The organism is Mycobacterium sp., from assembly GCF_035633495.1.
Taxonomy (GTDB): Bacteria; Actinomycetota; Actinomycetes; order Mycobacteriales; family Mycobacteriaceae; genus Mycobacterium.
The window spans coordinates 51,224-65,980 of the sequence record NZ_DASQEU010000098.1 but is presented as its reverse complement, the minus strand read 5'-3'; the positions used below and the strand labels follow the sequence as shown (position 1 = coordinate 65,980).

The window sequence follows — 14,757 nt, the reverse complement described above, 5'->3', positions numbered from 1 at the left end:
CGGGGAACGATACTGTCGCGCGTATGGACAGTCCGACCGATCGGCGTACGGCACCTCGCGTGCCGTACGCCGAGGCGTCGCGAGTGCTCTTGCGCGGCTCGATCCTCGACGGCATGCGGGACATGCTGCTGACCCGTGACTGGTCGTCCATCACGCTGTCCGACGTCGCCAAGGCGGCCGGCATCAGCCGGCAGACCATCTACAACGAGTTCGGGTCACGCCAGGGTCTGGCCGAGGGGTACGCCCTGCGGTTGGCCGACCGGCTGGTGGATGCGGTCGACGGTGCGATCGCCGGCAACGTCGGCAACGTCTATTCGGCGTTCCTCGAGGGGTTCCGGGCGTTCTTCGCAGAGTCGGCGTCCGACCCGCTCGTCATCTCCCTGCTCACCGGCGCGGCCAAGCCCGAGCTCCTTCAGATCATCACCACCGACAGCGCGCCGATCATCACGCGCTGTTCGCAGCGACTCACGTCGACGTTGATAGACAGCTGGGTCCGCGTGAGTGAGGAAGACGCAGGAGTGCTGGCCAGAGCCATCGTCAGGCTGGCGATGAGCTACGTTTCCATGCCGCCCGAAGCCGATCACGACGTTGCCCGAGACCTGGCCCGTTTGATGACACCCTTCGCCGAGCGATACGGTGTAATGGACATCTCCTAGCCGGCAGAGCGCCCTAGCGCCTGTCCCGCGAGCCCGCAGGCTTCGGATGTCGCCGGCGCACCTGCGTGCGCACATAGGCAATGACGACCCAAGAAGACCAACGAAGTAAGGGCTCTACATGACTGCACCAACACTCACCGCCGATGTCCGCAACGGCATCGACTTCAAGGTGGCCGACCTGGAATTGGCCGAGTTCGGCCGCAAGGAGATCCGCCTCGCCGAGCACGAGATGCCCGGTCTGATGACGCTGCGCCGCGAATACGCCGACGTGCTGCCGCTCAAGGGCGCACGGGTGTCCGGCTCGCTGCACATGACTGTGCAGACCGCCGTCCTGATCGAAACGCTCGTTTCTCTGGGCGCCGAGGTGCGCTGGGCGTCATGCAACATCTTCTCCACCCAGGACCACGCGGCCGCGGCGACCGTCGTCGGCCCGCACGGCACCCCCGTGGAGCCCAAGGGCATTCCGGTCTTCGCCTGGAAGGGCGAGACGCTGGAGGAGTACTGGTGGTGCGCCGAGGAGATGCTGACCTGGCCGGGGGAACCCGCCAACATGATCCTCGACGACGGTGGTGACGCGACCATGCTCGTACTGCGCGGCGCGCAGTACGAGAAGGCCGGCGTCGTGCCCCCCATGGAGGACGACGACTCCGACGAATGGAAGGTCTTCCTGGCGCTGGTCCGGAAGCGCTTCGAGACCGACAAGACCAAGTGGACGAAGATCGCCGCGTCGATCCAGGGCGTCACCGAGGAGACCACCACCGGTGTGCTGCGGCTGTACCAGTTCGCCGCCGCGGGTGAGCTGTCGTTCCCGGCCATCAACGTCAACGACTCGGTCACCAAGAGCAAGTTCGACAACAAGTACGGCACCCGCCACTCGCTGATCGACGGCATCAACCGCGGCACCGACGTCCTCATCGGCGGCAAGGCTGCGTTGGTGTGCGGTTACGGCGACGTCGGCAAGGGCTCCGCCGAGGCGCTCAAGGCTCAGGGTGCGCGCGTCGCGGTCACCGAGATCGACCCGATCAACGCCCTGCAGGCGCTCATGGACGGGTTCGAGGTCAAGACCGTCGAAGAGGCCATCGGCTGGGCGGACATCGTCATCACCGCCACCGGCAACCGGGGCATCATCACCCTTGACCACATGCGGTCGATGAAGCACCAGGCGATCCTCGGCAACATCGGCCACTTCGACGACGAGATCGAGATGGCTCGCCTCGAGCGTGACGAGGACATCCGTCGGATCAACATCAAGCCGCAGGTCGACGAGTTCATCTTCCCCGATGGCCACTCGATCATCGTGCTGTCCGAGGGTCGCCTGCTGAACCTCGGCAACGCGACCGGTCACCCGTCGTTCGTGATGAGCAACAGCTTCTCCAACCAGGTGATCGCGCAGATCGAACTGTGGACCAAGAACGACGAGTACGACAACGAGGTCTACCGACTGGCCAAGCATCTCGACGAGAAGGTCGCCAAGATCCACGTCGAGGCGCTCGGTGGCTCGCTCACCAAGCTGACCAAGGAGCAGGCGGAGTACATCGGCGTCGACGTCGACGGCCCGTACAAGCCCGAGCACTACCGCTACTGATCGACTGAGACATGCGAAAGTCCCTGGCGCACCTGGTGTGCCAGGGACTTTTCGTCGTGCTGATCGGCGCGATGGTGGCGGGCTGCCAGAGGGGTGACGAGCAGTCGGTCAGCGGTCCGCCACCGCCGACGGACGTGCGGCACGACCTGGATCCGTTGACGAAGAGGTTCCCCGTGATCGGCACCCCCGTGTCGGCGAGTTGGGTGACGTGGAACAGTGCGACCGGTGGACCCGCGGCGCCGACGACGTACTGGATCGACGCGGTGGTGACGTTGACACCCGAGACGACGGCGGCGCTGATGGCGACCCATCATCCGACCGACGGCGGCAAGCGCCCCACCGTTCAGTCGCTGCTTGCCGCGGAGGTTCCCGCATGCCCCTTCGTCGTGTCCGCGTCGTTGGACGAAGCGCTTAGTTCGTCCCGCTGGCGAAGCTCGACGTACCTCGACCGGAACGCCCACCAGCTGGTGATCTCCACGCTGGATGACTGACCTGGTGCAGAACTGGCAAATCCATTGCCGTGAAACCGGATTCGGGAGTCTCGTCAACGTTACGAATACGGCCCTGAGTGACACGCCGTTCTGTTACGGTTCGGCCTCGTGTGTCGGGTCTGGGGGGGGTCTGGTTTCGCTGGTGCTGATCGGATGCATCGGCATTACCCCACCCGCGAGCGCCGACCGCAATCACGATCCGTACTTCAATGAGGACTCCTACATCGAGTTCTACACGCCGCCCGATCCGTTGCCCGCGGGGCAGCCGGGTGACCTGATCCGCAGCGAGCCTTCGCGATTGGTGCTCGAATCCTCGGGCCAACTGGGCGCCATCATGGCGACCGGAACGCGAATCATGTACCGCAGCAACGATGCTCGCGGCAGCCCCATGGCGGTGACGGGTACCTACTTCGAGCCGTTTGACGACTGGCCGGGTCGGGGTCCGCGGCCCTTGATCGTGTACGGGCCCGGCACCCAGGGCCAAGGCGACCAGTGCGCGCCGTCGCGGCAGTTCAACCAGGGCATCCACTTCTCACCGTATCTCGACGTCGCGTTCAACTACGAGGAGTTGTTCGTCGCGACGATGGTGGCCCGTGGATTCGCGATCGTCATGACCGACTACCAGGGTCTGGGAACTCCCGGCGTCCACACCCACGTGAATCGGGTAGCCGCGGGCGATGTGATGCTCGATGCGGCGCGGGCCTCGATGCGGCTCCCCGACACACGTCGCTGGATCCTGATGGGCCCCTCGTCTTCTGGGGATATTCGCAAGGTGGGGGAGCGGCGGCCTCCGCCGCCGAACTGGCGGCGTCGTATGCGCCCGAGCTGCTCGTCGTCGGCTCTTACGCCGGTGCCCCGCCCGCCAACCTCGAGGAGCTCTTCCCCTACGCGGACGGTAGTGCGCTGGTGGGGGTGGTCGGGTATGCCCTGAACTCCGTGATCGCGACTTACCCGGAGTTCGAGGGGGCGATCCGGGCGACTCTCACACCGCGCGGTGAGGATCTGCTCCAAAAGGTTGCCGGTCAGTGCATCGCGGACCCTCGCCAAGTTCATGTTTCGGCATCTGCAGCCCTACTTCAACGAGGACGTCAACCAGCTCGTCGGTGAGGAACCGTTCCGGACGCTGTCCGACATGCATCAACAGCAACCGGTTCGATCCGCTGGTGCCGTGGACGGGTGCCAACCAGCTGGGCCGTGACTGGTGTGCCCAGGGAGCCGACGTCGAGTTCCGCACCAATGAGGAGCCGCCCTTCCTCAACAAGCTGGTCATGAACCACGAGTTGCCGATGCTGGTGGACGGTGAGGCGGCGATGCAGTGGATCGCCGATCGATTCAACGGCGTGCCGACCACGCCGAATTGCGGGCAGTTCTAGCGCGCTACGCTCGCCCCGTGCTCATCGCGATCGAGGGTGTCGACGGCGCAGGCAAGCGCACGCTGACCGACGGGCTGAGATCCTCGTTCGAGGCGGCGGGCAAGACCGTCGCCCGTCTCGCCTTCCCGCGCTACCACCAGTCCGTGCACGCCGACATCGCTGCCGAGGCGCTCCACGGTGAGCATGGAGACCTGTCGTCGTCGGTGTACGCGATGGCCGCGCTCTTCGCGCTCGACCGGTGCGATGCCAAGGGTGAGATCGAGCGGTTGCGCACGGCGCACGACGTCGTCATCCTCGACCGCTACGTGGCGTCCAACGCCGCCTACAGCGCGGCGCGGCTGCATCAGGGGATCGACGGCGACGTGGTCGCCTGGGTGCGGGAGTTGGAGTTCGACCGGTTCGGGATGCCTGCGCCCGATTGTCAGGTGCTGCTCGCGGTACCGACCGAGTTGGCGGCCGAACGTGCCCGGCGGCGCGAGGAGTCGGAGGCCGACCGCGCCCGCGACGCGTACGAACGCGACGACGGTCTGCAGCGCCGGACGGGTGTCGCCTACGCCGCGTTGGCCGCGGCGAATTGGTGCGGACGGTGGGCGGTCGCCGGGCCCGACGTGGTCTCGCACGACCTCGCGCAGGCGCTGACGGGCTGATCCGCAGGCAAAACGCCCGGTGTGGTATCCCGGGTTTATCGCGATCTGGTGACACGATGGACACCATGAGGCAAAGGATTCTGGTCGTCGATGACGATCCGTCGCTCGCCGAGATGCTCACGATCGTCCTGAGGGGCGAGGGCTTCGACACCGCGGTCATCGGTGACGGCAGCCAGGCGTTGACGGCGGTCCGCGAACTGCGACCCGATCTGGTGTTGCTCGACCTCATGTTGCCCGGGATGAACGGCATCGACGTGTGCCGCGTGCTGCGCGCCGACTCGGGTGTCCCGATCGTCATGCTGACGGCCAAGACCGACACCGTCGACGTGGTGCTCGGCCTGGAGTCCGGCGCCGACGACTACGTGATGAAGCCCTTCAAGCAGAAGGAGCTCGTCGCCCGCGTCCGGGCGCGGCTGCGGCGCAATGACGACGGTCCCGCCGAGATGCTGTCGATCGCCGACGTCGAGATCGACGTGCCCGCCCACAAGGTCACCCGGCAAGGTGAGCAGATTTCGCTGACACCGTTGGAGTTCGATCTGCTGGTGGCGCTGGCACGCAAACCGCGGCAGGTGTTTACTCGGGATGTGCTGCTTGAACAGGTGTGGGGTTACCGACACCCCGCTGACACCCGTCTGGTGAACGTGCACGTCCAGCGGTTGCGCGCCAAGGTCGAGACTGATCCGGAGAACCCGCAGGTGGTGCTCACCGTTCGAGGAGTGGGGTACAAGGCCGGACCTCCGTGATCTGGGGTTCGAGGCGGCGCATCCGGAGCCGTTCGGCCCCGATGCTGCGGGGCCTCGGCACTCTGGGCCGGGCGCTCGGTTTCGCGTGGCGTCGCTCGCTGCAACTGCGTGTCGTCACCCTCGTCCTTGGTTTGTCGTTGGCGGTCATTCTCGTTCTCGGCTTCGTGCTGACGAGCCAGATCACCGACCGCATCCTGGAGGTGAAGCTCCGCGCGGCCACCGAGGAGATCGAGCGGGCCCGCACCACGGTCAGCGGCATCGTCGGTGGCGAGGAGACGCGGTCACTGGACAGCAGCCTGCAACTGGCGCGCAATACGCTCGTCGACCGCAAGGTCGACACCGGCGCGGGGCTCGCGGGTGCTTTCGACGCGGTGCTCGTCGTGCCGGGCGACGGACCACGGGCGGCCACTGCTGCGGGTCCCGTGCAAGAGGTGCCCGACGCGTTGCGGGAGTTCGTCAAGGCCGGGCAGGTCAGTTATCAGTACGCGACGGTGCACACCGACGGTTTCTCGGGCCCGGCGTTGATCGTCGGCAGTCCGACGTCGTCACCGGTGACCAATCTCGAGCTCTACCTGATCTTTCCGTTGAACAATGAAGAGAACACCATTGCGCTGGTGCGCGGCACGATGGCCACCGCTGGCGTCGTCCTCCTCGGGTTGCTAGCCGCGATCGCGCTCCTGGTGGGACGTCAGATCGTGCTGCCGGTGCGGTCCGCCTCGCGCATTGCCGAGAGATTCGCCGAAGGGCATCTCACCGAGCGCATGCCGGTCCGAGGCGAGGACGACATGGCTCGCCTTGCGGTGTCGTTCAACGACATGGCAGAGAGCCTCTCGCGACAGATCACCCAGCTCGAGGAATTCGGAAACCTGCAGCGCCGCTTCACCTCTGACGTCAGTCACGAGCTGCGCACCCCCCTGACGACCGTGCGCATGGCCGCCGATCTGATCTACGACCACAGTGACGACCTCGAGCCGGCATTGCGACGGGCGACCGAGTTGATGGTCAACGAACTGGACCGGTTCGAGACACTGCTCAACGACCTGCTCGAGATCTCCCGCCACGATGCGGGCGTCGCGGAACTGTCGGTCGAGTCCGAGGACCTGCGGCTGACTGTCGAGAGCGCACTGGAGGACGTCGGTCACCTGGCCAAGGACGCCTCCGTCGACCTGATCGTGGACATGCCTGCGGAGGCCGTCATCGCGGAGGTCGACCCGCGGCGGGTGGAACGCATCCTGCGCAACCTCATCGCCAACGCCGTCGACCATGCCGAGCGCAAGCCGGTGCGGATCCGGATGGCTGCCGACGAGGACACCGTCGCTGTCACGGTGCGCGACTACGGCGTCGGACTCCGCCCCGGCGAGGAGAAGCTGGTGTTCAGTCGGTTCTGGCGCTCCGACCCGTCGCGCGTACGTGGGTCCGGCGGGACCGGGCTGGGACTGGCCATCTCCATCGAGGACGCGCGGCTGCACCAGGGCAGGCTCGAGGCGTGGGGAGAGCCGGGCAAGGGCGCATGCTTCCGGTTGACGCTGCCGTTGGTGCGCGGCCACAAGGTGACGGCGAGCCCGTTGCCGCTCAAGCCCATTGGACCCGACAACCCGCCGCGCCGCCCAGTTCGCGAGCGCGAACCAGCCGGGGACCGCACGTGACACGCACGCTGGCGGTGGCTTCGCTGCTGCTGGCCTTCGTGCTGGCCCTCGCCGGGTGTGCAGGTGTGCCGAGTTCGTCGGCGCCGCAGGCTCTCGGCACCATGGACCGCCCCGCCCCGCCGAGCCTGCCGACCCCGACACCCGACATGGACCCCGACGTCCTGTTGCGCGAGTTCCTCAAGGCCACCGCCGATCCGGCGAACCGGCATCTCGCCGCCAGGCAGTTTCTCACCGAGTCGGCGTCGAACGAGTGGGACGACGCCGGCAGCGCGCTGCTGATCGACCTCGTGGTGTTCGTGGAAACGCGCGGCCCCGAACGAGTTTCGGTGACCATGAAGGCCGACATCCTGGGTTCGCTGTCGGACATGGGGGTGTTCGAGACCGGAGAGGGCGCGTTGCCGGACCCCGGTCCGATCGAACTCGTGAAGACGCCGGGTGGTTGGCGCATCGACAAGTTGCCCAACGGCGTCTTCCTCGACTGGCAGCAATTCCAGTCGACCTACAAGCGCAACACGCTGTACTTCGTCGACCCGACCGGCAAGACGGTCGTTCCGGACCCACGCTACGTAGCCGTGTCCGAGCCGGATCAGTTGGCCACCGAGCTGGTGAGCAAGCTGGTGGCCGGGCCGCGGCCGGAGATGGCCAACACCGTGCGCAACCTGCTCGGCCCGCCGCTGCGGTTGCGCGGGCCGGTCACGCGCGCCGACGGTGGCAAGACGGGCGTCGGCCGCGGGTACGGCGGCGCGCAGATCGACCTGGAGACCCTGTCAACCACCGACCCGCATTCCCGGCAACTGCTTGCCGCGCAGATCATTTGGACCCTGAATCGGGCGGGCATCAACGGGCCGTACGTGATCAACTCCGACGGCGCAGCGCTCGACGACCGGTTCGCCGAGGGCTGGAACACCTCCGACGTCGCTGCGACCGACCCCGGCGCCGATCCCGGTGCGGCCGCCGGTCTGCATGCGCTGATCGGTGGCTCGCTCGTGTCACTCGACGGTCAGCGGGCACCGCGGGTGCCCGGTTCCTTCGGTGACATGCCGGACCAGACGGCGGCGACCTTGTCCCGCAGCGGGCAAGAGGCGGCATCGGTGGTGACGCTGCGCCCCGGGGCGCCGGACATGGCGTCGTCGCTGTGGATCGGTCAGGTGGGCGGGAACGCGTCCCAGGCCATCGACGGGCGTACGCTGTCGCGGCCCAGCTGGTCGCTCGACGATGCGATCTGGGTGGCGGTGGACGGCAACAACATTGTTCGCGTGATCCAGGAGGCGGCTTCTGGACAACCCGCCCGGATTCCCGTGGACGCCACCGCGGTGCTCACCAAGTTCCCAGGCCCCGTGTCCGAACTGCAGTTGTCGCGCGACGGCACGCGAGCGGCGATGGTCATCAACGGTCAGGTCATCATGGCTGGTGTCGAGCAGACGCAGGGCGGGCTCTACGCACTCACCTATCCCCGTCGACTGGGCTTCGGCCTCGGAGACACTGCCGTGTCGCTGTCGTGGCGCACCGGTGACGACATCGTCGTCAGCCGTACCGATCGGCAGCATCCGGTGTCCTACGTCAACCTCGACGGCGTGAACTCCGACGGTCCGAGCCAGAACCTGCTTGCCCCGGTGTCGACGGTCGCGGCGAATCCGTCGACCTTGTACGTCGCGGATCAGCGCGGGGTGCTGCAGCTTTCGGGGTCAGCCGCCGAGAACGACCTGATGTGGGCCGAGGTGCGGCCGCTCATGGTGGCAGGTGCCCTTCCGGTCCTTCCCGGCTGAGCTAATTCGCCGAGGAGTTGGCGACGTGCGCGGCCTGCTGCGCCCTCTGGTGAGCGACGAAGCGAATCGACATGCGCTGCAACAGAGCTGGTGCCAGGCGGGAGAACAGCCACGCGGTGCGCGCCTGCCGGGGCCACACCAGCAGACCCTTGTTGCGCTCGATGGCTCGCCGCGTGTCCTTCGCCAACGCGTCTGCAGACGCGAACGTGGAGCTGCAAACATCAGGTCCAGTCGACCCGCCCGGGACACCACCTCGTCGACGCACGCCGCAACGGCCGCGGCGTCGGTCACGTCGAGCCGCGCCGACCGCGCGCCGACGGCGGCTGCGGTACGGGCGTTCGCGTCGCCGTCGACGTCGGTGCACACCACCTCTGCTCCCGCGGCGACCAACGCCCGGCACAGCGCAGCGCCGATGCCCGAGCCCGCGCCCGTGACGATGGCCTGCTTGCCGGTGAAGGTCCCGACCCCGTTCTCACTCACACGAGCCTCCCTGGCGTGACAACTGATGGGCCAACAGTAAGCCAATCGGCATCATCGCACCGGTTTTGTCGGACTATCCGGCAAGACTGCAGACGTGCTGCTCGACCTCGTCCTCCCACTGGCGTGCGGCGGCTGTGGGGCACCGGGCACCCGCTGGTGTCCCGCGTGCTCACGCACGCTGGCGGTGCTGACCGACGAGCCGCTCGTGATCACGCCCCGCGTCGACCCGGGCGTGCCCGTCTTCTCACTTGGCCGCTACGCCGGGCCCAGGCGCGCGGCGATCATCGCGATGAAGGAGCACGGCCGCACCGATCTGATCGGGCCGTTGGCCGCCGCTCTCGGCGCCGGGGTGTCCCGATTGGTGGCCTGGGGCATCGTCGATGATCCGCTGACGCTGGTGCCCGCACCCACCAGGTGGTCGGCGGCGCGCAGGCGTGGCGGCGATCCCGTCACCGCCATGGCGAGAACCGCGGCCGTCCCCGGCGCCACCGTCGTCGCCGCCCTGCGCATGCGGGCCTTCACGCGTGATTCGGTGGGATTGTCGCCAGCCCAACGACAGCGCAACGTCGCGGGCCGGGTGAGGCTCCGCGGGGTGGTGCGCGGGGAGGTGCTGCTCATCGACGACGTCGTGACGACCGGAAGCACCGGCGGTGAGTCGGTCCGCGTCCTGCACACTGCCGGCGTCAGTGTTGCTGCGATCCTCGCCGTCGCCCACGCCTGACCGGGCGGTCTACGCGAGCGCCGATTACGCGGAGATCAAACCGGAGTGAAGAAGTCAAAACAGGTCTGCCGAATATGTGGCACATGCGGGTGAACACGGACTACCGTCGGGGCCAACCACCCGTGAACGACTCGCGGCAGCGTCGAGAAACACCGGCGCCACATCGCCTGAAAAGCGGTAGGAGGTGAGCACTCGACACCTTGCGCCGCGGGCCGACGACATTCGGGTCCCTCCGGCGCGTTTCCCGTCACCAGCCGGGCACGCTACGTGCGTGCTTGAACGGTCCAAGCCCAAGAGGAACGAGTTGCCAAGTATGTCAATACAATCCATGGACACCAACCAACCGGCGATGGTGGACGACGAGGGCGAGCCGCAAGAAGACCCCCGCGCCGAGATCGTCGTCAAGGGCCGCAACGTCGAAATCCCCGACCACTTCCGCACCTATGTCTCCGAAAAGCTATCGCGCCTCGAGCGCTTCGACCGCACCATTTACCTGTTCGACGTCGAACTCGACCACGAACGCAATCGCCGTCAGCGCAAGAACTGCCAACACGTGGAGATCACGGCCCGCGGCCGCGGCCCCGTCGCGCGCGGTGAGGCCTGCGCGGACAGCTTCTACGCCGCGCTGGAATCCGCGGTCTGCAAACTCGAGAATCGCCTTCGGCGCAGCAAGGACCGCCGCAAGATCCACTACGGCGACAAGACTCCCGTCTCCCTTGCCGAAGCCACCGCGATCACCCAGCTGCTCGAACCCGAACCGGCACCCGTCGAAGACGAGAACCCGGCCCCCGAGGATCACGAACCGGGTCGGATCGTGCGGACCAAGGAACACACGGCCACCCCGATGACCGTGGACGACGCGCTCTACGAGATGGAACTGGTCGGCCACGACTTCTTCCTGTTCCACGACCAGGAGAGCGACAAGCCGACCGTCGTCTACCGGCGCCACGCCTACGACTACGGCCTGATCCGGCTCGCCTAGACGGGGTGGTCTGACCGACCTGGACTGCGCATTCGGCCGGCCGGCTCGGCGAGTCACCTACGATGGACCTCGTTTGAAGCATTACGAGTTCCATCGAGCCCACAGGGGAAATTAGCGTGCTGTCGAAGTTGCTCCGTGTCGGTGAAGGCCGGATGGTCAAGCGCCTCAAGAAGGTCGCTGAGTATGTCAACTCCCTATCCGACGACGTGCAGAAGCTGTCCGACGAGGAATTGCGCGCCAAGACCGACGAGTTCAAGAAGCGCGTCGCCGGCGGGGAAACGCTCGACGACCTCATGCCCGAGGCCTTCGCGGTTGCCCGCGAGGCTGCGTGGCGGGTTCTGAACCAGCGCCCGTTCGACGTCCAGGTCATGGGCGGTGCCGCGCTGCACTTCGGCAACGTCGCCGAGATGAAGACCGGTGAGGGCAAGACCCTGACGTGTGTTCTGCCCGCCTACCTCAACGCATTGTCGGGCAATGGCGTCCACGTGGTCACGGTCAACGACTACCTGGCCAAGCGCGACAGCGAATGGATGGGGCGCGTACACCGCTTCCTCGGCCTCGACGTCGGCGTCATCCTCGGGCAGATGACGCCCGACGAGCGCAGGGTGGCCTACGCCGCGGACATCACCTACGGCACCAACAACGAGTTCGGCTTCGACTACCTGCGCGACAACATGGCGCACACGGTGGAGGACATGGTGCAGCGCGGCCACAACTACGGGGTCGTCGACGAGGTCGACTCGATTCTCATCGACGAGGCCCGTACCCCGTTGATCATCTCCGGACCGGCTGACGGCGCGTCGAACTGGTACGTCGAGTTCGCGCGCCTGGCGCCTCTGATGGAGAAGGACGTCCACTACGAGGTCGACATCCGCAAGCGCACCGTCGGCGTGCACGAGATCGGCGTCGAGTTCGTCGAGGATCAGCTCGGCATCGAGAACCTGTACGAGGCCGCCAACTCGCCTCTGGTCAGCTACCTGAACAACTGCCTGAAGGCCAAGGAGCTGTTCTCGCGCGACAAGGACTACATCGTCCGCGACGGCGAAGTGATCATCGTCGACGAGTTCACCGGCCGCGTGCTGGTCGGCCGCCGCTACAACGAGGGCATGCACCAGGCCATCGAGGCCAAGGAGCACGTCGAGATCAAGGCCGAGAACCAGACGCTGGCGACGATCACGCTGCAGAACTACTTCCGGCTCTACGACAAGCTCGCGGGCATGACCGGTACCGCCCAGACCGAGGCGGCCGAACTGCACGAGATCTACAGCCTCGGCGTGGTGTCGATCCCCACCAACCGGGACATGGTCCGCACCGACCAGTCCGATCTCATCTACAAGACCGAGGAAGCCAAGTACATTGCCGTCGTCGACGACGTCGGCGAGCGCTTCGAGAAGGGCCAGCCGGTCCTCATCGGCACCACCAGCGTCGAGCGCTCCGAGTACCTGTCCAAGCAGTTCACCAAGCGCCGGATCCCGCACAACGTGCTGAACGCGAAGTTCCACGAGCAGGAGGCGAACATCATCGCCGAGGCGGGCAGGCGCAACGCCATCACCGTCGCCACCAACATGGCAGGCCGCGGTACCGACATCGTGCTCGGCGGCAACGTCGACTTCCTCGCCGACAAACGACTGCGCGACCGCGGCCTCGACCCCGTCGAGACGCCCGAGGACTACGAAGCCGCGTGGGATGACGTGCTGGCCCGGGTCAAGGCCGAGGCCGAAGCCGAAGCCACGGAGGTGTGCGAGGTCGGCGGCCTCTACGTGCTGGGCACCGAGCGTCACGAATCGCGCCGCATCGACAACCAGCTGCGCGGGCGTTCCGGTCGTCAGGGCGACCCCGGTGAATCGCGCTTCTACCTGTCGCTCGGCGACGAGCTGATGCGGCGCTTCAACGGCGCCACGCTGGAGTCGTTGCTCACCCGTCTCAATCTCCCCGAGGACGTCCCCATCGAGGCCAAGATGGTCACCAGGGCGATCAAGAGCGCGCAGACGCAGGTGGAACAGCAGAACTTCGAGGTCCGCAAGAACGTCTTGAAGTACGACGAGGTGATGAACCAGCAGCGCAAGGTGGTCTATGCCGAACGCCGGCTCATCCTCGAGGGCGAGAGCGTTCAGGAGCAGGCCAGGCAGATGGTCGAGGACGTCGTCACCGCCTACGTGGACGGCGCCACGGCGGAGGGTTACTCCGAGGACTGGGATCTCGGTGCACTATGGGACGCGCTCAAGCTGCTCTACCCGGTCGGCATCGACCACCACGACCTCATCGACTCCGGCGCCGTGGGGGAACCGGGCGAGCTCACGCGTGAAGAGCTGCGCGACGCCCTCCTCGAGGACGCCCGGGCGGCCTACGCGGCGCGCGAGGCGGAGCTGACCGCGATCGGGGGCGAGGGCGCCATGCGTCAGCTCGAGCGCAGCGTGCTGCTCACCACGATCGACCGCAAGTGGCGTGAACACCTCTACGAGATGGACTATCTCAAGGAGGGCATCGGCCTACGTGCCATGGCGCAGCGCGACCCGCTCGTCGAGTACCAGCGCGAGGGTTACGACATGTTCACGGGCATGCTCGACGGGCTGAAGGAGGAGTCGGTCGGCCTCCTGTTCAACGCCCAGGTGCAGGCGACGCCCACACCCGCGTCACAGGTGGGCGCCACCGCGGCGCCGCCGAACCTGGCACAGTTCGCCGCTGACGCGGCCACCGCCGCCGCGAAGGCGCGCCAGGTGGACGCCGCCAGGGACGCCGACGTCGCCGACGAGGGCACCGTGGTCACCGAGGAGCGGCCCCGTCAGGCGCCTGCGGCATTGCGGGTCAAGGGAATCGACGACGAGGAGTCGCGCCCGATGACCTACTCTGGCCCGTCCGAGGACGGTTCGGCGGAGGTGCAGCGTGGCGGTGGTGGCAGGCATGCGGCACCGAACGGCGGGTCTCGGCGCGAGCGGCGGGAAGCCGCTCGTCGGCAGAACCGGGGCGGCCCCAAGGCGCGTCGCGGCTAGTTAGCCGATCTGAAGAGCGGTCACCACCCAGCGCCCGTTGACGAGCTCGACGCGGCCCGCGATGGCGCGGACGCGTCGGCCGCGTGTGTACGTGGCGAACACCTCGGCGGCCGTTGCCTCGCCGTCGTGCACCTCGGCAGACCGCAAGCGCACGCGTCGCAGGACGGCGGCGCCCCCGCCCGATCCCGTTCTGGTCGATGTCGCCACGGCGTCGAACAGCGCCGGTGCAAGAAGGGTCCGCAGCTGCGCCACTGGTCGACGTCGGTCGGTCACCTCCAGGACGCGGCGCAGGGCTCTATCGGCGAAGACGGCTGCAGCCCGCGGTGGTATCAGCTCGCCGGTGTGCGGCTGGACGGCCGCAGCGGCGGGGACTGACCGCAACGGCCTGGGAGTGCGACGGTGCAGCGCGGTGGGTGACGGCGGCGGACAGGGACTCGCCGGAAGCGCACCAAGAGGTGGCGGTTCGTAGTCGACGACCGGCGAGGTGAACGAGGTGCGTCGGGTCGGGATGCGTGATGCGGTCACGGCTGCTCTCCAGCGGTCGAGGCGAATGGACGACATCTGCTGGAGAGTCGCAGACGCATTCATGATCCCACGGCCCGAGGACGCTCTCGTGCACCCGTTACGTGGCATTCCAGTTCCGCCGGTTACCGTGACGGGGTTCAGACGTTGAGCGA

Annotated in this window: 12 protein-coding genes and 2 pseudogenes; 11 read left to right on the top strand and 3 right to left on the bottom strand. The window is 67.1% G+C overall.

From position 1 onward, the window contains the following. Positions 1-23 precede the first annotated feature (23 nt). The 8 genes and pseudogenes from alkX (at position 24) to lpqB (ending at position 8,907) form a co-directional block, all read left to right on the top strand. On the top strand, positions 24-656 hold the full coding sequence (gene alkX, locus VET27_RS15110; RefSeq protein ID WP_526519447.1) for a TetR family transcriptional regulator AlkX: 633 nt from the start codon (positions 24-26) through the stop codon (positions 654-656). A gap of 118 nt (positions 657-774) precedes the next feature. Beyond that, positions 775-2,241: an adenosylhomocysteinase gene (ahcY, locus tag VET27_RS15105; protein ID WP_526519445.1), complete on the top strand. Its 1,467-nt coding sequence runs from the start codon at positions 775-777 to the stop codon at positions 2,239-2,241. Between the two features lie 11 nt (positions 2,242-2,252). Continuing rightward, positions 2,253-2,732 (top strand): hypothetical protein, encoded by a 480-nt coding sequence (locus VET27_RS15100; RefSeq protein WP_526519443.1) that lies wholly within the window; start codon positions 2,253-2,255, stop codon positions 2,730-2,732. Continuing rightward, positions 2,725-4,105: pseudogene (locus tag VET27_RS15095) on the top strand (lipase family protein). Before VET27_RS15100 ends, VET27_RS15095 begins: the two are co-directional and overlap by 8 nt. Positions 4,106-4,122: 17 nt before the next feature. Then, a complete protein-coding gene (locus VET27_RS15090) occupies positions 4,123-4,752 on the top strand; it encodes a dTMP kinase (RefSeq protein WP_526519441.1) in 630 nt (209 codons plus the stop codon). A 56-nt stretch (positions 4,753-4,808) separates the two neighbouring features. Continuing rightward, complete coding sequence (mtrA, locus tag VET27_RS15085) at positions 4,809-5,495, top strand: two-component system response regulator MtrA (RefSeq protein ID WP_526519439.1); 687 nt, start codon at positions 4,809-4,811, stop codon at positions 5,493-5,495. Beyond that, positions 5,492-7,141 (top strand): MtrAB system histidine kinase MtrB, encoded by a 1,650-nt coding sequence (gene mtrB / locus VET27_RS15080; RefSeq protein ID WP_526519436.1) that lies wholly within the window; start codon positions 5,492-5,494, stop codon positions 7,139-7,141. The genes mtrA and mtrB overlap by 4 nt, the downstream gene beginning before the upstream one ends. Before the next feature lie 14 nt (positions 7,142-7,155). After that, on the top strand, positions 7,156-8,907 hold the full coding sequence (gene lpqB / locus VET27_RS15075) for an MtrAB system accessory lipoprotein LpqB (RefSeq protein WP_526519539.1): 1,752 nt from the start codon (positions 7,156-7,158) through the stop codon (positions 8,905-8,907). Between the two features lies 1 nt (position 8,908). Here the strand turns inward: lpqB and VET27_RS15070 are convergent, their stop codons facing one another. Continuing rightward, entirely contained in the window at positions 8,909-9,094 is a 186-nt protein-coding gene (locus VET27_RS15070) for a hypothetical protein (RefSeq protein WP_526519555.1), read from the bottom strand. A gap of 29 nt (positions 9,095-9,123) precedes the next feature. Continuing rightward, positions 9,124-9,387: pseudogene (locus VET27_RS15065) on the bottom strand (SDR family NAD(P)-dependent oxidoreductase); the annotation flags it as partial. Between the two features lie 97 nt (positions 9,388-9,484). Between VET27_RS15065 and VET27_RS15060 the strand changes: the two are divergent. From VET27_RS15060 to secA, 3 genes are all read left to right on the top strand, one after another. Further along, a complete protein-coding gene (locus VET27_RS15060) occupies positions 9,485-10,108 on the top strand; it encodes a ComF family protein (protein WP_526519537.1) in 624 nt (207 codons plus the stop codon). A gap of 349 nt (positions 10,109-10,457) precedes the next feature. Next, the gene (gene hpf, locus VET27_RS15055; RefSeq protein ID WP_526519535.1) at positions 10,458-11,090 is read left to right on the top strand and encodes a ribosome hibernation-promoting factor, HPF/YfiA family; all 633 of its coding nucleotides are present in this window, start codon (positions 10,458-10,460) and stop codon (positions 11,088-11,090) included. A gap of 116 nt (positions 11,091-11,206) precedes the next feature. Next, complete coding sequence (gene secA, locus VET27_RS15050; RefSeq protein WP_526519434.1) at positions 11,207-14,080, top strand: preprotein translocase subunit SecA; 2,874 nt, start codon at positions 11,207-11,209, stop codon at positions 14,078-14,080. Here the strand turns inward: secA and VET27_RS15045 are convergent, their stop codons facing one another. Then, entirely contained in the window at positions 14,081-14,641 is a 561-nt protein-coding gene (locus VET27_RS15045; protein ID WP_526519432.1) for an Rv3235 family protein, read from the bottom strand. Between the last annotated feature and the right edge of the window lie 116 nt (positions 14,642-14,757).